We start from the raw sequence: 20,172 nt of genomic DNA on the forward strand, positions 1-20,172 counted from the left end.
GTGCACGGCGCTCGCGGCGACGCGGCGCAGCCCGGTGTTCGCGCTGCTCGCCGGGGTCCTGTTCGGGTGGACCTGCTACGTCTCGTACGGCCTGACGCTGTTCGTGCTGGTGCTCGCGGGTGTGCTGTTCATGGCGCGCGCCTGGCGGCCGGTGCCGCTCATGGTGGTGGGCGCGGCCGTGGTGCCGGTCGTGTTCGCCTTCTTCGGGTTCGACTGGTGGCAGGCGTACCGGCTGCTGCACGAGCGCTACTACCAGGGGGCCGGGGGCGTCCGGCCCTACTGGTACTGGGTATGGGCCAACCTGGCCTGCACGGCCTTGGTGGTGGGGCCCGCCACGGTGGCGGGCCTGCGCCGCGTGCCCGGAAGTCCGCGGCCGTGGGCGGCGGCGCCGCGGGCACGCCTCGCGGCACTGCTGACGGTGGCGCTTCTTGCCCTGCTCGCGGCGGACCTGTCGGGGATGAGCAAGGCGGAGACGGAGCGGATCTGGCTGCCGTTCGCCACGTGGCTGCTCGCGGCGGGCGCGCTGCTGCCCGACCGTGGGCGACGTGGCTGGCTCGCCGCGCAGGCGATGCTCGCACTCTTGATCAACAGCCTCCTGTTCACTGGCTGGTGACGGGGCGCCGGGCCGTGGCCACGACGAGCGCGCAGCGCGGGGCGCCGTCGGCGCGGGTGCCGAGTTCCGGCAGCGCGCGCAGCGCCACGTCGAACCCGGCCCGCGTCAACTCCCTTCGTACGTCGCCGAGTCGGAACGGCCGGTAGTACATGACGAACGGCGGCCGCCACACCGCGTTGCGCACCCGCATCGCGGCGTCGAAGCCGAGCATCGCCCAGTAGCCGGGCGATGCCGGCCGTGCGGGCGCGGGCAGCGGGAAGGCGAACCGGCCGCCGGGGCACAGCACTTGACGCACCCGCGCGAACAGCGGCCCGTACTGGCGCGGCAGGAAGTGGCCGAACGCGCCGAAGCTCACCACCAGGTCGAAGGCGGGCCCGAACGGCAGGGCCAGCGCGTCGCCCCGTACGTACGACGCACGCGGCTCGGCGCGCCGGGCCACGTCCAGCATCCCCGCGCTGAAGTCGACTCCGACGACACGCTCGACGCCCGCGCGGCGCAACACGCGGATGCCCGCGCCGGTACCGCAGCACAAATCGAGGCCCGTACGGAACGGGCCGAGGCCGTCCAGTGCGCGGGCGACCGGGTCGAGCACGGCGTCGGGGGTGCGGAACGGGGTGTGGTCGAACTTCGGCGCGAGCAGGTCGTAGCCGCGCTCGACCGACGACAGGGCCTGGACGGCCAGTTCGCGCAGGGTCGGGCCCTGAGGGGTGAACATGACGGCTCAGCATAAGTCGACGGCCGACCCCGCCGGGGCTTGCCGCGCCCTCGGGGTGTGGTGTTAGTGTCGTTGTGGCACGTGTGTACGTCCCGTCCGGGGCGCCGGTGCCGTTCCGCCTCTTCACCGCTCACGCGAATGTGTCACTCCCACTGCCGTGCGGTGATCCCCACCCTGGCGCTGCCAGGCCCTGTTCTCTTCTCCCTTCCGGCTCCGGGCCTTCGTTCTGTGCCCGATCGCCGGGGCGTGACGCGTTCCTCGCGCCCGCCCCGCGCCGTCTCCGGATTCCCCCTTCACTCCGCAGTCTCTGCTTCTGCCCGCTGCCCGCCCCTGGTAAGGGGCGGTGCGCCGAAAGGACCGTGATCGCCATGAGCACCGCGACACTCACCCCCACCCGCGAAGAACCCGCCGCCTCCAGGGCTCCCGTGCGCGCCGCCGGAATTCTCGACATCGGCGGGAACGGCCACGGGTTCCTGCGCACCGGCGGCCTCGCCCCGGCCTCGCACGACGTGCAGGTGCCCGCGCAGCTGATCCGGCGGATCGGCCTGCGCGACGGCGACGCCGTCGAGGGACTCTGCGCCAAGGCCCGCACCCTCGGCCATGTCGAGACCGTGGGTGGCGCCCCCGCCGCTGCCGCGTCCGCCCGCCCCCGCTTCGCCGACCTGACCCCGCTGCACCCCGCCGAGCCCCTGCGCATGGAGACGGCCGCGAGCGGGGTCGCCGGCCGTGTCGTCGACCTGTTCGCTCCCGTCGGCAAGGGGCAGCGCGGGCTGATCGTCGCCCCGCCCCGGACGGGCAAGACGGTACTGCTGCAGCAGATCGCGGCCGCCGTCGCCGCCAACCACCCCGAGGCTCATCTCATGGTGGTGCTCATCGACGAGCGCCCCGAGGAGGTGACCGACATGCGGCGCGGCGTACGCGGCGAGGTGTACGCCTCCACCTTCGACCGGCCCGCCAAGGACCATGTCGCGCTCGCCGAACTCGCCGTGGAGCGCGCCAAGCGGCTCGCCGAGTCGGGCCGCGACGTGGTGGTGCTGCTCGACTCGCTCACCCGCCTGTGCCGCGCCCACAACAACGTGGCGTCCTCCGGCGGCCGTACGCTCAGCGGCGGCGTCGACGCGGCCGCACTGCACGGCCCCAAGCGCCTGTTCGGCGCGGCCCGCAACACGGAGGAGGCCGGCTCCCTCACGATCCTCGCGACGGCACTCGTCGAGACGGGTTCACGCGCCGACGACTACTTCTTCGAGGAGCTCAAGAGCACCGGGAACATGGAGCTGCGGCTGGACCGGGCGCTGTCCGACCGGCGCGCCTTCCCCGCCGTGGACATCACCGCCTCCGGCACTCGCCGCGAGGAACTCCTGCTCACCCCCGCCGTGTCGAGCGCCGTGCGCGGGCTGCGCCGCGCCCTTCAGGGCCGCGACGGGCACGGCGCGTACGAGGCGCTGCTCGACAAGCTCCGGCACACCCCCGACAACAGCGCGTTCCTGCGCCAGGTGCGGGCCACGCTGCCCAGCGGCTGAACCCCGCCCCTCCCTGGGGGGTTCCGCCCTTGCCGCCCACGGCGCACACTCGGGGCGTCGGAATGCGGCAAGGAGGCCACATTGGGCACTTGGGACAGCGACCTGGCAGGTGACGAGGCGTTCGACGTGATCGTGGAGATCCCTCAGGGCTCCCGCAACAAGTACGAGATGGACCACACCCTGGGACGCATCCGGCTGGACCGGATGCTGTTCACATCGACCCAGTATCCGGCGGACTACGGCTATGTGGAGGGCACGCTCGGCCGCGACGGGGAACCCCTGGACGCGCTCGTGCTGACCGCCGACGCCACGTTCCCCGGCTGCGTGGTCGAGTGCCGTGCGATCGGCATGTTCGTGATGAGCGACGAGGACGGCCCGGACGAGAAGCTCCTGTGCGTCCCGGCCCACGACCCGCGCCGCGCGTCACTCAAGGACATCGACGACGTCCCGGAGTTCGACCGGCTGGAGATCCGGCACTTCTTCGAGGTCTACAAGGACCTGGAGCCCGGCAAGGCGGTGGAGGGCTCCCACTGGGAGGGCCGCGACAAGGCGTACGAGGAGATCCGGCGGGGCCGCGAGCGGCACACCCCCTGAGCGGGCGGGCCGGGCGGAGTCACTCCGTGACGCCCGCGCAGCCGTCGACGAGCTCGCCGACGGCCGCGTCGACCAGCCGGTAGCGCACGACACGCCCGGCCTTCTCACCGGCCACCACCCCGGCCGCGCGCAGCAGCCGCATGGCCTGCGACACGGCCGCCCCGTTCATGCCCGTGGCCACCGCCAGGTCCGTCACGGCCATCGGGCCGACCCGGCGCAGCGCGAGGAGCAGCGCGAGCCGCCCCGGGTCGGCGAGCAGCGAGTACCGCTGAGCCCGCACGCGCACCTCGGCCATGTCCCCGATCGCCGCGACGGCGTCGCAGACCCGGTGCCCGTCGATGGTGCGGTGATCGGCCCGCTCGGCCGGAACGAGATGCATGGCGGGATTCTGCCACGGGGGCACCGCCATGTGATCTCGGATACCTGCACAGCTGTGCAGCTATGCATTCACCCTCCGTCGGCTCTAGGGTGGGCGGGCCGTGGTGCTCGGGAAGACCGGTGACGGCCCCTCAGGGGCCAAGTCCGGAGCGGCCCTCGCCACTGTGATCGGGCTCCGTGCCCTCCGCCCGCCGGGCGGCACGGAGCGCACCGCTCCACCACGCCACTGGTCGCCCGCGCGCGACTGGGAAGGCCGGGGCGGCGGCGCATGCCCGTAAGCCAGGAGACCGGCCACGGCATCTCACGAAGTGATCCACGAGGTGCTGGAGCGTGAAAGACGCATGACCCTGCCTGGGAACTCCCCCGTGCGGCCCGTCGGGCCGCCCCCCTCCTTCCGCTGGCGCCGCGAGGACACGCTGCGCACGGCGGGGCTCGTCGCGGTGATCGCGGCGCTGCACGTCGTCGCGTTCGGCCTGCTGTTCGTGTTCGTCGCCCCGAACCACTACGAGGTCGGCGACAAGGCCTTCGGTATCGGCCTGGGCATCACCGCGTACACGCTCGGCATGCGGCACGCCTTCGACGCCGACCACATCGCGGCCATCGACAACACCACCCGCAAGCTGATGGCGGACGGCAAGCGGCCGGTGTCGGTGGGCTTCTGGTTCGCGCTGGGTCACTCCAGCGTGGTCGTCGTACTGACCGCGCTGGTCGCGGGCGGCGCGGCGCTCGCCGGCGCGCTGATGAACAACGGATCGCGCACCCACCAGGTGCTCGGCTTCCTCGGCACCACGGTCTCCGGCACCTTCCTGTATCTGATCGCCGCGCTCAACCTGGTCGCTCTCATGGGCATCATGCGGGTCTTCCGGGCGATGCGCGCGGGCACGTACGACGAGAAGGAGCTGGAGCAGCACCTGGACTCGCGCGGGTTCATGAACCGCGTCCTGGGCCGCTTCACCAAGTCGATCACGCGGCCGGGCCAGATGTTCCCGCTCGGCTTCCTCTTCGGCCTCGGCTTCGACACGGCGACCGAGGTGACGCTGATGGTGATGGCGGGCAGCGGCGCCGCGGCGGGTGTCCCCTGGTACGCGCTGCTGTGTCTGCCGCTGCTCTTCGCGGCGGGCATGAGCCTGTTCGACACGCTCGACGGCACGTTCATGAACTTCGCCTACCAGTGGGCGTTCTCCAACCCGGTGCGCAAGGTGTTCTACAACCTGACCATCACCGGCCTGTCGATCGCGGTGGCGTTCTTCATCGGCACGATAGAACTGGTCGGCGTCGTGCACGACAAGTTCGCGCTGACCGACTCGGTGACCGGGTGGATCTCCGGGCTCGACCTCGACCACGTCGGATACGTCATCGTCGGCCTGTTCGTGGCGGTGTGGGCGGTGGCGCTCGCGTACTGGCGGCTGGCCAAGGTGGAGCAGCGGTGGTCGGCGCGGGTGGCACAGGGCGGGTGACGCGGGTGCCGTGACCGGCACCACCGTGACGGGGCGCGGCGACGCGGCTTAGCGTGCGGTCGAAGACCGCCCGCGCCTGGAGGAACCGTATGAGCCCCGCCCGTCCGCCCCTCGAGGGCGTCACCGTCGTCAGCCTGGAGCAGGCGGTGGCGGCGCCCTTCGCCACCCGGCAGCTCGCCGACCTGGGCGCGCGGGTGATCAAGGTGGAGCGGCCCGGCGGGGGCGACTTCGCGCGTCGCTACGACGAGACGGTGCACGGCCAGTCGAGCCATTTCGTGTGGCTGAACCGTTCCAAGGACTCGGTGACGCTCGACGTGAAGACGCCAGGTGGCCGTGAGGTCCTGGAGCGGCTGCTCTCCGGGGCCGACGTGTTCGTCCAGAACCTCGCACCGGGGGCGGCGGCCCGACTGGGCCTGTCGGCACGCGAGTTGGCCGAGCGCCATCCGTCGCTGATCGTCTGCGACATCTCCGGGTACGGCGGCGACGGGCCGTGGGCCGACCGCAAGGCGTACGACCTGCTCGTGCAGTGCGAGACCGGCGTGGTGTCGGTGACGGGCACGCCCGAGGCCCCGGCGAAGGTCGGCATCGCGGTCGCCGACATCGCGGCCGGCATGTACGCGTACAGCGGCATCCTCACCGCACTGTACGAGCGGCGGGTCACCGGTGTCGCACGCGCCGTGGAGGTGTCGCTCTTCGAGGCGCTGGCGGAGTGGATGGGCTACCCCGCGTACTACACGGCGTACTCGGGGCGGCAGCCTGAGCGGGTCGGCGCCGCGCACGCCACCATCGCGCCGTACGGGCCGTACACGGCGGCGGACGGTGAGACGGTGCTGCTCGCGGTGCAGAACGAGCGGGAATGGGCGGCGCTGTGCGCCGAGTTCCTGGGCGACGCCACCCTGGCGGACGACCCGCGCTTCCACCGCAACTCCGCCCGCGTGGCCCGCCGCGCCGAGCTCGACGCCATCGTCGCCGCGCGCTTCGCCGAGCTCGACGCGGACGCCGCGCTCGCCCTCCTGGACCGCGCCAAGGTCGCCAACGCCCGGCTCAACACGGTCTCGGGCCTCCTCGACCACCCGGTCCTCGCGGGCCGCGACCGCTGGCGCGACGTGGCCACGCCCGGCGGCCCGGTCCGCGCCCTGCTGCCGCCCGCGACCCTCGACGGGATCGAGCCGCGCATGGACCCGGTACCGGCCGTGGGCGAGCACACGGACGCCGTGCTCGCGGAACTCGGCTACGACGGGGCCGCGGTGCGGGCGCTGCGGGAGGCCGGCGCCGTGTAGCGCCGGCGCCGTCGCGGGGCGGCCCGACCGCCAGGCCGCCAAGCCGCCCGACCACCGGCCGCACACGACAGGGGCCGAACGGCCCCGGGACAGCCGGGGCCCGCTCTGCCAGCCTCGCAAGCAGGACCTCCCGTGTCATCACGCCCCGCCCGGCGCACGGTCGAGGTTCCGGGCCCGCCGCCCGGCGCTGAGGGGGGAGCCGAGCGCGGCGGGCCCGTCGCGTCGCGCACCCGGGCCCGCCGGACAGCCAGGGCAACTGCCTCGCAAAACACCCCATTCAGAGCGATAAAGTGGCGCGTCAACCTTCTCGCGCCCGATCACTCAGGAGTGCCTACGTGAGCGTTGCCCTCGACTCGTCCTCGGCAGCCGTACCGCCCGACGACGGTCCGGCGCTGCCGCAGCCCGCGCCCGCGGCCCCGGAGGAGAACTACTGGCAGCCCGCTCCCCAGGCCGGGGCCGGGCCTGACACCGAGGCCGGGGCCGAGGACGGGGCCGGGGCCGAGGCGCCCGGCGAGGTGCCCGAGTCCATCGCCCGCGACGCGCGGGACTTCGGGGTGTACGCCCGGACCGGTGGCTGGTCCTTCGCCCTGAGAGTGGCGCGCAGCGTGCGGCCCGGCGGGCAGGGTGCCGAAGGGACGGACAAGGTCTCGGCCCGCCGCTTCGCCGAGCTCGCCGGCTGTTCGGCCGACCGCGTCATGCGGTTCTACAAGGCGTGGGACAGGGCCGCGGACGACGGTCTCGTTCCGCAGTTCGAGGCGCTGGCGCCGGGCGTCGACATCGAGCTGCCGGAGGCCGACGTCTGGCTGTCGTACTACGTCTCCCGCTCCAGCGCCGCCTCGCCGCGCGGTCAGGCCATCGCGCAGAGCGCCGAGGCGGAGGGCATCCGGCCGACCAAGGCCCTTGAGGTGGCCGAGAACCCGACGGCGCTGCGGGCCGCGATCCTCGCCGATCCGGGCACCGCGGAGGCGGCCCGCAGGGCGCTGCTCGACCGGCTCGACGAGGACCCCGTCCTCCGCTCGGGCCTGGCCCGCGACATCGCGCGCACCGACGACCTGAAGAAGGCCGTCGCCGAGGAGGCAAGGACCGGCGGCCGGCTCGACTACGTGCGCAAGATCGCCGAGGAGGGGCAGGCGCGGACCCCGGCGGGACAGACCATCGAGGCGCCGCGGCGGCTGCGTGAGGAGGCCGAGCGCCACCTGTCCCTCATCGACGAGCTGTACGGCGAAGAGGGAGCCGAGGAGGCGGGCGAGTGGGCCCGCGAGGCGTACGAATCCGTGCGTACGCTCGTGACCGAGACCGTCGAGGCCGACCCCGAGCTGCGGGTGCAGGAGCGGCGCGCGAAGTTCTACAGCGGCCTGCAGAAGGCGACGAAGGCGTTCGAGGACCTGACCTTCGACGATGTCGACGTCGAGGAGATGGAGGACATCGTCGAGGACGACATGGTGCGGCGCCTGGAGGAGCTCCAGCAGGCGATCTCCAGTTGCATCTCGGCCCTGCGACGGACGAAGGCGCCCACGGCCTGACGCCGTCCCCTCGGCCCGGTGCCCGGCGCTCCCCCGTGGAGCGCCGGGCACCGGTGCGTTGTGGCGCTGTGAGACGGATCACCCACTTAGCGAAACGTTGCCGTTTCGTTCGTTCGCGCGTACGCTCATCACGTGGTGAACGAAACGGTTTCGTTCACATTCTGGCGGGCTTCGACGACGAACTTCCCTGACGAACTTCTCTGGCAATTTCCCTGGCACATCCCCTGGAGTGGCTCTCATGGCCCAGCCCACGCTGGCCGACGACACCGGCACCGCGGCCCCGCTCACCAAGGACACGCCCGACGTGTCCCGCAGGCGCTGGTGGATCCTCGGCATCATCGGCATCGCCCAGCTGATGGTCGTGCTCGACGCGACCATCGTGAACATCGCGCTCCCCTCGGCCCAGCACGACCTCGGCTTCTCCGACGGCAACCGGCAGTGGGTCGTCACCGCGTACGCGCTCGCCTTCGCCTCCCTGCTGTTGCTCGGCGGCCGCATCGCCGACCTCTTCGGCCGCAAGCCCGCCTTCCTCATCGGCGTCGCCGGATTCGCCGGGGCGTCCGTCCTCGGCGGCGCATCGACCGGCTTCGGGATGCTGGTGACCGCGCGCGCCCTGCAGGGCGTGTTCGGGGCGCTGCTCGCCCCGGCCGCGCTGTCCCTGCTCAACACCACGTTCACCGACGCCAGGGAGCGCGCCAAGGCGTTCAGCGTCTACGGCGCCATCGCCGGAGCCGGCGGCGCGGTCGGCCTCCTGCTCGGCGGTGTGCTCACCGACGCGCTCGACTGGCGCTGGACCCTGTTCGTCAACGTCGTCTTCGCGATCGTCGCCTTCGCGGGCGGGTGGATGCTCCTGGGCAACCACCGGGACGCCGCGGGCTCACGGCTCGACCTGCCCGGCACCCTGCTCGTCTCGGCCGGTCTGTTCGCCCTCGTCTACGGATTCTCCAACGCCGAGACCCACGACTGGGGTTCCCCGATGACCTGGGGCTTCCTCGCCGCGGGCGGGCTGCTCCTGGCGGCGTTCGCCGGGTGGCAGACGCGGGCCGAGCACCCGCTGCTGCCGATGCGTGTCCTGCTCGACCGCGACCGGGCCGCGTCGTTCGTCGCCGTGCTGATCACCGGCGCCGGCATGTTCGGCGTGTTCCTGTTCCTCACGTACTACCTGCAACTGAACCTCGGGTTCAGCCCGACGAAGACCGGTGTCGCGTTCCTGCCGATGATGGCCGCCCTGATGATCATGGCGCAGATCTCCACGACCGTCCTCGTGCCGCGGATCGGCCCGAAGGTGATCATTCCCGCCGGGTTCGGCCTGGCGGCGCTCGGCATGGCCTGGCTGACCGGGATCGGCCTCGACTCCGGCTTCGCCTCCGACGTGCTGCCGCAACTGCTCGTCATCGGCGCCGGCCTCGGCGCCGTCATGCCGCCCGCCATGTCCCTGGCCACCAGTGGGATCGCCGCCGAGGACGCGGGCGTGGCCTCCGCCACGGTCAACACGATGCAGCAGGTGGGCGGTTCGATCGGCACGGCGCTGCTCAGCACCCTCGCGGCGAGCGCCGCCACCAGCTACATGACGGGCCGCAACCCGGCCGACAAGCTGGTCCGGGCGCAGGCCACCATCGAGAGCTACACGACCGCGTTCTGGTGGTCGGCGGGCTTCTTCGCCGCGGGCGCCCTCATCGCGCTCCTGCTGTACCGGCGCGGGGCCGGTCGGCAGGCCACGGAGGCGACACCGGTCGTCCACATGTGACCCCCGCCGCACTCCACGAGGGGGCCGCCGTCCGCAGGGAGACGGCGGCCCCCTCGCACGCCGCGCGCACCCGGGTGGCATGGTGGTGCCTGATCACCGAGCACAGGAGGCACTTCGTGTCGGATTCCCCCAACACCCCGAAGTCCGCCGGCCGTCCGGCCCACCAGAACATCACGTTCGACAGCAACGGCACCCCCGCGCACGGCTATCTCGCCCTGCCGCCGTCCGGCCGCGGCCCCGGCGTCATCCTCATCCAGGAGTGGTGGGGGCTCACCGACCACATCGCCGACGTGGCCGACCGGCTCGCCGCCGAGGGGTTCGTGGTGCTCGCGCCCGACCTGTACGGGGGCCGTGTCACGCACGACGCGCAGGAAGCGTTCCGGATGATGCGCGACCTGCCGGTGGAGCGCGGCGTGCGGCTGCTGTCCGGCGCGGTCGACCACCTGCTCGGCCTGCCCGAGGTCACCGGCGACACCGTCGGCGCGGTCGGCTTCTGCATGGGCGGCGGATTCGTGCTGTACCTGGCGGCCCAGGAGCCGCGGGTCGCCGCCGCCGTCCCGTTCTACGGTGTCATCCAGGGCGACGTCCCGGACTTCTCGGGCCTGAGGGCTCAGATCCTCGGCCACTACGGGGAACACGACAGCACCGTCCCCGTCGCCACGCTCAAGGGGCTGCACGACGTGGTGCAGCGGCAGTCCGGCATCGAGCCCGACTTCCGCCTCTACCCGGCGGACCACGCGTTCTTCAACGACAAACGCCCCGAGGTCCACGACCCCGAGGCGTCCGCGCGGGCCTGGTCGAGCACACTGGACTTCCTGCGGCGTCAGCTGGTCTGACGCACGCGGGAGCCCGCCCCACCCGGTCTCACCAGATCCGCACCCGCTCGGCGGGATCCAGCCACAGTCCGTCGCCCGGCCGGGTGCCGAACGCCTCGTGGAACTCGTCGAGGTTGCGCACGATGTTGGCGCGGAACTCCGGCGGCGAGTGCGGGTCGATGGTGAGGAACTGGCGTTCCTGCTCGGTACGCCGCTTGGTGCGCCAGCAGAACGCCCAGTTCATGAAGAGCTTGCGGGAATCGGCCTCGCCCGCCTCGCCGGCCGCGAGGGCGATCTTGTAGGCGGTGTGACCGATGGTCAGGCCGCCGAGGTCACCGATGTTCTCGCCGACCGTGAGGGAGCCGTTGACGTACTCGCCGGGCAGGTTGCGCGGGGAGAAGGCGTCGTACTGCTGGATGAGCGCCTTCGACTTGGCCTCGAAGGCGGTCTTGTCGTCCGCGGTCCACCAGTCGTTCAGGTTGCCCTGCCCGTCGTACTGCGCGCCCTGGTCGTCGAAGCCGTGGCCGATCTCGTGGCCGATGACCGCGCCGATGCCGCCGTAGTTCTCCGCCGCCTCCGCGTCGGGCGAGAAGAACGGCTTTTGCAGGATGCCCGCCGGGAAGCAGATCTCGTTCGTCCCCGGGTTGTAGTACGCGTTGACGGTCTGCGGAAGCATGAACCACTCGTCGCGGTCGACCGGCGCTCCGATCTTGGCCATCTGCCGGTCGTGCTCGAAGGCGTCCGCGGCTCTCGCGTTGGCGAGCAGGTCACCGGGGACGACGGTCAGCGCCGAGTAGTCGCGGAACCGGTCCGGGTAGCCGATCTTCGGGCGGAACGTGGCGAGCTTCTCGTACGCCCGCTCCTTGGTCTCGTCCGTCATCCAGTCGAGCGCGGAGATGGACTGCCGGTAGGCCTTGAGCAGGTTCTGCACCAGCTCGTCCATGAGCGCCTTGGAGGCCGGCGGGAAGTGCCGGGCCACGTACTCCTTGCCGACGGCCTCGCCCATGGCGCCCTCGACGAACGCCACGGCGCGCTTCCAGCGGGCGCGCAGCTCCGGGGTGCCGTTGAGGGTGCGCCCGTAGAACTCGAAGTTGACACGGACGAACGGGTCGGAGAGGTACGGGGCGGCGGAGCGCAGCACACGCGCGTACAGCCAGTCGCGCCACTGCTCGACGGGGACCTCGGCGAGGAGCGTGGAGAGGTGGGCGAGGTAGGACGGCTGGCGCACACAGCTCTCGGCGAGCGTGTCGTCGCTGCCGCGCAGTCCGGTCAGGTACCCGCGCCAGTCGAACGCCGGGGCGAGCGCGGTGAGTTCGTCGAAGGTCGTCAGGTTGTACGTCTTCTGCACGTCACGTGTCTCGGCCCGCTCCCAGTGTCCTGCGGCGAGCCGGGTCTCCAGGGCGAGGACGGTGTGCGCGGCGGTGGCCGGGTCGGCGTGCTCGCCGAGGGTGAACAGCTCGGTGAGGTAGTCCTCGTACTTCTCGCGGGTCTCGGCGAACTTCTCGTCGCGGTAGTACGACTCGTCGGGCAGGCCGAGGCCGCCCTGGACGATGTTGAAGAGGTAGCGGTCGGAGTTCCGGTCGTCGGTGTCGACGTAGGCCCCGAACAGGCCGGAGCCGCCGGTGCGCTCGAAGCGGCCGAGGAACGCGGCCAGCTCCCGTACGTCGCCGAGCCGGGTCACCTCCTCCAGGAGCGGGCGGACCGGGTCGAGGCCACGTGCCTCGGCGGCGTCCTCGTCCATGAACGACGCGTACAGGTCGGCGATCTTGCGCGCCTCGTCCGGGTCGAGGCTGGTGGAGCCGCCCGCGGCGATCTCCTGAATGATCTCCCTGACCTGCTGCTCGGCCACGTCGACGAGCTGTACGAAGGGGCCCCAGCTGGAGCGGTCGTCGGGGATCGGCTCGGTGGCCAGCCACTTGCCGTTGACATGACCGAAGAGGTCGTCCTGCGGTCGGATCGCCGGGTCCATGCCCGGGCGCGCGTCATCCAGAGTGCTCATCGGTGCAGAGTAACCGGCATGGGCGCCGAACAGCGATCGAATGCACCACCGCCCCGGGCGGCGCGGGGCCGGCCGGGGCGGTGACGGGACGTCGTCGAAGGAGCGGGGCTCAGGCGAGGGTCGCCAGGGCCTCGTTCAGCGTGGCGGACGGGCGCATGACCTCGGCGGCCTTGGCCGGGTCGGGCTGGTAGTAGCCGCCGATGTCGGCGGGCTTGCCCTGGACGGCCAGCAGTTCGTCGACGATCTTCTGCTCGTTGGCGGTGAGCGTCTCGGCGAGCGGGGCGAACGTCTTGGCGAGCTCCGCGTCCTCGGTCTGCTTCGCCAGCTCCTGGGCCCAGTACATGGCCAGGTAGAAGTGCGAGCCGCGGTTGTCGATGCCGCCGACGCGACGGGTCGGCGACTTGTCCTCGTTGAGGAAGGTGCCGGTGGCGCGGTCGAGGGTGTCGGCGAGGACCTTCGCGCGGGCGTTGCCCGTGACCTCGGCGTACTTCTCCAGGGACGGGGCCAGGGCCAGGAACTCGCCCAGGGAGTCCCAGCGCAGGTAGTCCTCCTTGACCAGCTGCTGGACGTGCTTGGGGGCCGAGCCGCCCGCGCCCGTCTCGAAGAGGCCGCCGCCCGCCATCAGCGGGACGATCGACAGCATCTTGGCGCTGGTGCCCAGCTCCAGGATCGGGAAGAGGTCGGTCAGGTAGTCACGCAGCACGTTGCCGGTGACCGAGATGGTGTTGAGTCCCTGGCGGATGCGCTCGACCGACAGCTTGGTGGCCTCGACCGGGGACAGGACACGGATGTCCAGGCCCTCGGTGTCGTGCTCGGGCAGGTACTGCTCGACCTTCTTGATGAGCTGCGCGTCGTGGGCGCGGTTCTCGTCGAGCCAGAAGACGGCCGGGTCGCCGGTGGCGCGGGCGCGCGTGACGGCGAGCTTGACCCAGTCGCGGATCGGGGCGTCCTTGGCCTGGCAGGCGCGGAAGATGTCGCCCTCGGCGACCTCCTGCTCCAAGGCGACGTCGCCGGCCGCGTCGACGAGGCGGACGGTGCCGGCCGCCGGGATCTCGAAGGTCTTGTCGTGGGAGCCGTACTCCTCGGCCTTCTGCGCCATCAGGCCGACGTTCGGGACGGTGCCCATGGTCGACGGGTCGAAGGCGCCGTTGGCCTTGCAGTCCTCGATGACGGCCTGGTAGACGCCCGCGTAGCTGCTGTCGGGCAGCACGGCGAGGGTGTCGGCCTCCTGGCCGTCGGGGCCCCACATGTGACCCGACGTACGGATCATCGCGGGCATGGAGGCGTCCACGATGATGTCCGAGGGGACATGCAGGTTGGTGATGCCGCGGTCGGAGTCGACCATGGCGAGCTCCGGTCCCTCGGCGAGCTCGGCCTGGAAGGACGCCTTGATCTCGGCGCCGTTGTCGAGGGCGTCGAGGCCGCCGAAGATGGCGCCGAGGCCGTCGTTGGCGGACAGACCCGCCGCGGCGAGGGTCTGGCCGTACTTCTCGAACGTCTTCGGGAAGAAGGCGCGCACGACGTGGCCGAAGATGATCGGGTCGGAGACCTTCATCATGGTGGCCTTCAGGTGCACGGAGAACAGCACGCCGTCGGCCTTGGCGCGGGCGATCTGCGCCGTCAGGAACTCGTCGAGCGCGGCGGCGCGCAGCACGGCGGCGTCGACGACCTCACCGGCGAGGACCGGTACGGACTCGCGCAGCACCGTGGTGGTGCCGTCCTTGCCGACCAGCTCGATGCGCAGGGTGCCGTCCTCGGTGATGACCGTGGACTTCTCGGTGCTCGCGAAGTCGTTCCGGCCCATCGTGGCGACATCGGTCCTGGACTCGGCGGTCCAGGCGCCCATGCGGTGCGGGTGGGTCTTGGCGTAGTTCTTGACGGCCGCGGGGGCGCGGCGGTCGGAGTTGCCCTCGCGCAGGACCGGGTTGACGGCGGAGCCCTTGACCTTGTCGTAACGGGCGCGGACGTCGCGCTCCTCGTCGGTCTTCGGCTCGTCCGGGTAGTCCGGCAGCGCGTAGCCCTGCTTCTGCAGCTCGGCGACGGCGGCCTTGAGCTGCGGGATGGAGGCCGAGATGTTGGGCAGCTTGATGATGTTGGCCTGCGGGGTCTTGGCCAGCTCGCCGAGCTCGGCGAGGGCGTCCGGGATCCGCTGGTCCTCGTTCAGGTACTCGGGGAAGGAGGCGATGATGCGGCCGGCCAGCGAGATGTCGCGGGTCTCGACGCGGACACCGGCGGGGGCCGCGTATGCCTCGATGACCGGCAGGAAGGAATACGTCGCGAGGGCCGGGGCCTCGTCAGTGTGGGTGTAGATGATGGTCGAGTCAGTCACCGGTGCTCCGCTCCACGTGTAACACGTCGTCGGCATGTGTCTCAGATAGCTCAGACAACTCAGACAGCTAAAGATTGCTCGACATCAAGATATCTCGTCTCGGGCCCGGCGTGGAAAGGGCCCTCTGCGAGCCGCCTCAGGGCGTGACCACGGGGAAGTCGGGATCGGGTTCGTCGAGGTGGGAGAGGAGCTCGGTGAGGCGGTTCAGGTCGCCGTAGACGGTGACGCCGTCGGTGCCCGGGAGGTCGGCCGGGGCGAGCCTGCCGAGCAGCAGGGCGCGCAGGGTTTCCTCGTCGAGGCCGATCTCGACGTCGGGCGCCGCGCTCGCCGTGCCGTGCCCGGTGCCGTGCGTGAGCACGCCGTTGCGCAGCCGCATGGTGATCATGCTGCCGGAGAGGAGGTCCCAGCGGACGGTGATGTCCGCGTCCCAGCAGGCCGGCGCGTCGACGCGGATCGCGAGACAGTCCATGAGCTGGTCGAGCGTCAGGGCGTCGAGCAGGTCGTCGGAGACGGTGCTGACCGCGGTGCCCAGAGCTCCGTGCCGCAGCTCCATGGCGCCGGTCAGGTAGAAGTTGCGCCAGGTGCCGTTCTCGCTGCCGTAGCCGAGCTGTTCGAGGGCGTCCGCCTGCAGGGCGCGGGCCTCGGCGTTGTCCGGGTCGGCGAAGACGACGTGGTCGACGACCTCGGCGACCCAGCGGAAGTCGCCCTCGTCGTAGGAGCGGCGTGCCTGGCGCAGCACCGCTTCGGCGCCGCCCATGAACCGTACGTAGCGTTCGGACGCCTCGGCCGGTGGGTGCTGCCACAGGTGGGCGGGGTTGCCGTCGAACCAGCCCAGGTACCGCTGGTAGACGGCCTTCACGTTGTGGTTGACCGAGCCGAGGTAGCCCTGTGCGTGCCATGCCTGTGCCAGGGCCGGGGGCAGTGCGATGCGTTCGGCGGCCTCCAGGGGGGTGAGGCCCTGGTTGGCCAGGCGCAGGGTCTGGTCGTGCAGGAAGGCGTACAGGTCCCGCTGCTCGGTCAGGTAGGTCCGCACCCGCTCGCGGCCCCACACGGGCCAGTGGTGCGAGGAGAAGACGACGTCGGTCGCGTCGACGAACCGGTCGGCCGCCTCGGTGAGGAAGCGCGCCCACGCGCGCGGGTCGCGTACTTCGGCGCCGCGCAGCGCCACGAGGTTGTGCATCGTGTGGGTGGCGTTCTCGGCGGTGCACAGGGCGCGGCGGTCGGGGAAGTGGACGTTGAGCTCGGCCGGTGCCTCGGTGCCGGGCGTCAGCTGGAAGACCATGTGGACGCCGTCGACGACCTCGCTCTGGCCGGTGCGGGTGATGTCGACCGTGGGTGCGATCAGGCTGACCTCGCCGGTGGAGAGCGTCTGCCCTAGTCCGGCACCGATCTGCCCGCGCTCGCCCTTGGGCAGCACGGTGCCGTACATGTAGGTGGCGCGGCGGTTCATGGCCACGCCTGCCAGCACGTTCTCGCTCACGGCGTGGTCCAGGAAACCCTGCGGCGCGTACACGGGAACGCCCTGGTCGACTTCTTCCTGTGTCACCACGCCCTTGACGCCGCCGAAGTGGTCGGCGTGGCTGTGTGTGTACAGGACGCCGGTGACCTGTCGGTCGCCGCGGTGGCGGCGGTAGAGGGCGAGCGCGGCGGCGGCGTTCTCGACGCAGAGCAGCGGGTCGACGACGAGCACGCCCCGCCTGCCCTCGACGAAGGTCACGTTGCCCAGGTCGAAGCCGCGGACCTGGTAGACGCCCTCGACGACCTCGAACAGGCCGTGCTCGGCGCACAGCCGACTCTGCCGCCACAGGCTCGGATCCGCCGTGCCGGGGCACTCCTCCCGCAGGAACGCGTACGCGTCCAGGTCCCATACGACACGGCCGTCCCGGGCGCGGATCACGGGATCGTCGGCGGTGCCGAGGAAACCTCGGCGCGCGTCGCCGAGGTCACGGATGTCGTCGAAGGGGTGGCTGCGCAGGGCCGCCCGGTGCGCGGCGGCGACGGCGGAGCCGGCGGTCTTGGGCCGTGCTGCGTCGGACACGTGACCCAGCCTCGCGGCTGCTGCCCGCCACCGCCATCCCGGCGGCGCCGAACGGAGTGCCCTCGGGTCAGCCGGTCGCGGTCCCGGTCTCGAACCAGGTGGCGCCGTCCGACTGGGCCTGCTTGATACGGGTCAGGCCGTGTTCGTCGAGGTCGGGAAGCGCGTCGAGGTCGAACCAGGCCACTTCGAGGGACTCCTCGTCGTTCACGCGCGCGTGGCCGCCCGTGGCCCGGCAGCGGAACGTGATGTCCATGAACTGGCACTGGTCGCCGTTGGGGTACGTGATCGGCTTCAGCGCCTGTACGAGGACGACGCGCTCGGCGACGCACTCGACGCCGGTCTCCTCCAGCACCTCGCGCGTGGCGACGTCGGCGGGCTGCTCGCCGGGCTCGGCGATCCCGGCGGGCACGGCCCAGCGGCCGGTGTCGGCACGCCGTCCGAGCAGCACCCGTCCGTCCCCGTCGAACACGACGGCGGTGACGCCGGGCAGGTGGAGCAGTTGGTGGCCGGCCTTGGCACGGATCGCGCGGATGAACTCGGGAGTCGCCATGGCCCCGACCCTAACCGGCCCGCGTCACCCGTCCGTGCGCCGCCGCCCGCGCGAGCGCGCCGCGGCCCAGCCGAGGCCGCCGAGGCCGATCGCGGTGAGCAGGACCTCCGGCCAGACGCCCGCCCGGGTGGCGAGCGTCAGGGAGGTGCGCCGCGGCACGTTCGCGAGGAGCATGGCGGGCTCGAACAGACCGGTGTGCTGGGCCACCGAGCCGTCGGGCCGGATGACGGCGCTGACGCCGCTGGTGACCGGGACCATGACGGCCCGGTCGTGCTCCACGGCGCGCACCCGGTCCATGGCGAGCTGCTGGTAGGTCATCTGGCTGCGGTCGAAGGTGGCGTTGTTGCTGGGCACGGCCAGGATCTGCGCGCCCTTGTCGACCTGGTCGCGCACGACGTCGTCGAAGGCCGCCTCGTAGCAGGTGACGTTGCCGACCTTGGTGCCCGCCATGTCGAAGACGACGGCCTTCTTGCCCGGGACGAAGTTGCCCGCGCGGTCGACGTCCTTGCTGAAGATCCGGAAGAAGCCGCGGTAGGGCATGTACTCGCCGAAGGGCTGCAGATGCCGCTTGTCGTACGTGGCGCCGGGCCCGGTCTTCGGGTTCCACAGGATGAGCCGGTTGTGCACCTCGCCGTCCGCGGTGGTGACGACGGCACCGACCGAGATGGGCGCGCCGACGGCCTGCGCGGCCTTGGTGATCTCGTCGTAGGCGTCTTGGTTGGCGTACGGGTCGATGTCGGAGGAGTTCTCCGGCCACAGCACCAGGTCGGGCTTCTTCACCGCACCGGACTTGATCTTCGCGGCGAGCTTCATCGTCTCGCGCACGTGGTAGTCGAGGACGGCGCGCCGCTGGGCGTTGAAGTCGAGGCCCATCCGGGGCACGTTCCCCTGGATGAGCGCCACGCGCGCGGTGCCCGCCTGCGGGGCGTCCGACACCAGGGGCGCGGTCGCCGCCCCGGCGATCACCGGGACGACGGCGCAGGCGGCCGCCGCGGCGAGCGCGCGGTCACGCAGGGTCGACATGTCGATGCGGCCACCGTCACGCACGGTCCTCAGGCGCAGCGCGACGGCGCCCAGGCCGAAGCCGCACAGCACCACGGCGAAGCCGAGCAGGGGTGTGCCGCCGATCGACGCGATGGGCAGGAAGACGCCGCTGGGCTGTCCGAAGGCGACCTTGCCCCAGGGGAACCCACCGAACGGGAAGCGCGCGCGCAGCGCCTCGTCCGCGATCCACACGCCGCTCGCCCACAGGGGCCACAGCGGCAGCCGCGACACGTAGGCGATGCCGAGCCCCGCGAGGGACATGATCAGCGCTTCGGCGACGGCGAGCGCCAGCCAGGGCAGCGCGCCGACGTCGACACCGGTCCAGGACAGCAGGGGCACCAGGTAAGCGAGGCCGAAGACGAGCCCGAGACCGAGGCCCGCCCGCATCCGCCGCCCGTGCAGGGCCAGGCCGAGCAGCGCGTACGACAGCGGCGCCAGCCACCACAGCTCGCGTGGTGGGAAGCTCACGTACAGCAGGAGTCCGGCGGCCGCGGCGAGGCCGGTGCGCGCGAGGCGTCGCGGGTCGAGGCGTCGGGCGGTGGCGGCGGCCGACGCGTCCGGCGCGGCGACGGGAGGTGCGGTGGCGGTCACCCGGGGAGTGTACGGCGCGCGTCTGTGACAACGGCACGCCGGTGTGACGAGGCCCACCGCAGTGGCACGGCGTGCCGGTCGGACGGTCGCACGGCCGGTCCGCGGGGCACGGCGGGGCTCAGACAGCCCGGCCCGGCGCGGGCGGCTTGAGGTGGTCACGGATGTGGCGCACCGCGCTCTGGGCGTCGTCGACGGTGACGGTGAACCTCCGGCCGTCGCCGAGCCGGAGCACGACCCCCTCACCGCGCCGCACGACGACGGCGGTGCCGATGTCGGGGCGCCAGCGGTAGCCCCAGCCGCCCCACTGCCGGGGGGTGACACGGGGCGCGAAGTGGGCGTCGACGACGTGCGAGAGCGGGATGCGGCGGCGCGGCACGCCGACATGGCCGCAGCGCACCTCGAGGCTGTCCTTGTCGACCTTCACGGCGACGTGCAGGAACGCGAGGGTGCCGAAGAGCACGAGCAGGCCGACGGCGATCAGGCCGACGACCGACATGACGAGCGCGGCGATCCCGCCGGCCCAGGAACTCTCGACGGCGAGCTCGACACCGAGCGCCAGGCAGGCCAGCCCGCCCAGGGCGAGCAGCCACTGCGCACGGTTGCGGGCGCGGCCGGTCCAGACGTCGGTCGCGTGGGCGGACACGCGCCGCCCACGGGGATCGTCGGGGACGTGCTTGCTCATACTCCTGAGCGTACTCAGGTTCCCCGGCGAAGGCACCGTCTTGCGGAGCGTCACTGCGCCGGACCGGTGGCCGGGCCGGGGCCGACGCAGGTCACGGGGGCGTCGGCGGGGATCAGCGGGACGGTCCCGCGGGCCGGGCGCCGCTCACCGTGCGTGGCTGACAGCCTGCAGCGCGCGTCCTTCGGCGTAGGTCAGGGCCTCCTGGGGCAGCGCGGCCTCGCGTCCGCCGAGCAGCACGGTCAGGTCCGCGCCGCCCTCGGTGTCCGCCGCGTCCGGGCGGCGCTCGGCGGCGCGGCG

At 72.1% G+C, this 20,172-nt stretch carries 15 protein-coding genes, 1 pseudogene and 1 riboswitch; of the genes and pseudogenes, 8 read left to right on the forward strand and 8 right to left on the reverse strand.

Annotated elements, in window-relative coordinates:
* Positions 1-613, forward strand: a pseudogene (locus OFY01_RS03000) (hypothetical protein); the annotation flags it as partial.
* Here the strand turns inward: OFY01_RS03000 and OFY01_RS03005 are convergent.
* Complete coding sequence (locus OFY01_RS03005) at positions 600-1,328, reverse strand: class I SAM-dependent methyltransferase (RefSeq protein WP_266596019.1); 729 nt, start codon at positions 1,326-1,328, stop codon at positions 600-602. The pseudogene OFY01_RS03000 and the gene OFY01_RS03005 overlap by 14 nt on opposite strands.
* A gap of 368 nt (positions 1,329-1,696) precedes the next feature.
* On the opposite strand from OFY01_RS03005, the gene rho reads away from it, so the two are divergent.
* Positions 1,697-2,848, forward strand: a complete 1,152-nt coding sequence (gene rho, locus OFY01_RS03010) for a transcription termination factor Rho (protein WP_266596021.1) — start codon at positions 1,697-1,699, stop codon at positions 2,846-2,848.
* Between the two features lie 81 nt (positions 2,849-2,929).
* Positions 2,930-3,442: an inorganic diphosphatase gene (locus tag OFY01_RS03015; protein ID WP_266596023.1), complete on the forward strand. Its 513-nt coding sequence runs from the start codon at positions 2,930-2,932 to the stop codon at positions 3,440-3,442.
* Positions 3,443-3,461: 19 nt separating this feature from the next.
* On the opposite strand, the gene OFY01_RS03020 is transcribed toward OFY01_RS03015, so the two are convergent.
* Complete coding sequence (locus OFY01_RS03020; protein WP_266596025.1) at positions 3,462-3,821, reverse strand: metalloregulator ArsR/SmtB family transcription factor; 360 nt, start codon at positions 3,819-3,821, stop codon at positions 3,462-3,464.
* A gap of 84 nt (positions 3,822-3,905) precedes the next feature.
* Positions 3,906-4,130: riboswitch (cobalamin riboswitch) on the forward strand.
* Between the two features lie 31 nt (positions 4,131-4,161).
* Here OFY01_RS03020 and nicT point away from each other — a divergent pair.
* From nicT to OFY01_RS03045, 5 genes are all read left to right on the forward strand, one after another.
* Positions 4,162-5,277 (forward strand): Nickel transporter NicT, encoded by a 1,116-nt coding sequence (gene nicT, locus OFY01_RS03025; RefSeq protein ID WP_266596027.1) that lies wholly within the window; start codon positions 4,162-4,164, stop codon positions 5,275-5,277.
* An 89-nt stretch (positions 5,278-5,366) separates the two neighbouring features.
* Positions 5,367-6,557 carry a CaiB/BaiF CoA transferase family protein gene (locus tag OFY01_RS03030; protein WP_266596028.1) on the forward strand — a complete coding sequence of 397 codons (1,191 nt, stop codon included), beginning with the start codon at positions 5,367-5,369 and terminating at the stop codon, positions 6,555-6,557.
* A gap of 335 nt (positions 6,558-6,892) precedes the next feature.
* Positions 6,893-8,080, forward strand: a complete 1,188-nt coding sequence (locus tag OFY01_RS03035) for a hypothetical protein (RefSeq protein ID WP_266596030.1) — start codon at positions 6,893-6,895, stop codon at positions 8,078-8,080.
* 238 nt (positions 8,081-8,318) lie between these two features.
* Positions 8,319-9,827: an MFS transporter gene (locus OFY01_RS03040; RefSeq protein WP_266596044.1), complete on the forward strand. Its 1,509-nt coding sequence runs from the start codon at positions 8,319-8,321 to the stop codon at positions 9,825-9,827.
* Positions 9,828-9,943: 116 nt separating this feature from the next.
* A complete protein-coding gene (locus OFY01_RS03045) occupies positions 9,944-10,663 on the forward strand; it encodes a dienelactone hydrolase family protein (RefSeq protein WP_266596046.1) in 720 nt (239 codons plus the stop codon).
* A gap of 28 nt (positions 10,664-10,691) precedes the next feature.
* On the opposite strand, the gene OFY01_RS03050 is transcribed toward OFY01_RS03045, so the two are convergent.
* The 6 genes from OFY01_RS03050 to OFY01_RS03075 all read right to left on the reverse strand — a co-directional run bounded on the left by OFY01_RS03050 (position 10,692) and on the right by OFY01_RS03075 (position 19,875).
* On the reverse strand, positions 10,692-12,641 hold the full coding sequence (locus OFY01_RS03050) for a M13 family metallopeptidase (RefSeq protein ID WP_266596048.1): 1,950 nt from the start codon (positions 12,639-12,641) through the stop codon (positions 10,692-10,694).
* Positions 12,642-12,750: 109 nt separating this feature from the next.
* Positions 12,751-14,970 carry an NADP-dependent isocitrate dehydrogenase gene (locus OFY01_RS03055; protein ID WP_266596050.1) on the reverse strand — a complete coding sequence of 740 codons (2,220 nt, stop codon included), beginning with the start codon at positions 14,968-14,970 and terminating at the stop codon, positions 12,751-12,753.
* A 136-nt stretch (positions 14,971-15,106) separates the two neighbouring features.
* Complete coding sequence (locus OFY01_RS03060; protein WP_266596052.1) at positions 15,107-17,008, reverse strand: alkyl/aryl-sulfatase; 1,902 nt, start codon at positions 17,006-17,008, stop codon at positions 15,107-15,109.
* A 67-nt stretch (positions 17,009-17,075) separates the two neighbouring features.
* Positions 17,076-17,558: an NUDIX hydrolase gene (locus OFY01_RS03065; protein ID WP_266596054.1), complete on the reverse strand. Its 483-nt coding sequence runs from the start codon at positions 17,556-17,558 to the stop codon at positions 17,076-17,078.
* 24 nt (positions 17,559-17,582) lie between these two features.
* Positions 17,583-19,193, reverse strand: coding sequence for an apolipoprotein N-acyltransferase (gene lnt, locus OFY01_RS03070; protein ID WP_266596056.1), 1,611 nt, complete (start codon positions 19,191-19,193; stop codon positions 17,583-17,585).
* 118 nt (positions 19,194-19,311) lie between these two features.
* On the reverse strand, positions 19,312-19,875 hold the full coding sequence (locus OFY01_RS03075; protein WP_266596059.1) for a hypothetical protein: 564 nt from the start codon (positions 19,873-19,875) through the stop codon (positions 19,312-19,314).
* Positions 19,876-20,172 lie beyond the last annotated feature (297 nt).

It is taken from the genome of Streptomyces beihaiensis (assembly GCF_026274175.1).
GTDB lineage: Bacteria > Actinomycetota > Actinomycetes > Streptomycetales > Streptomycetaceae > Streptomyces > Streptomyces beihaiensis.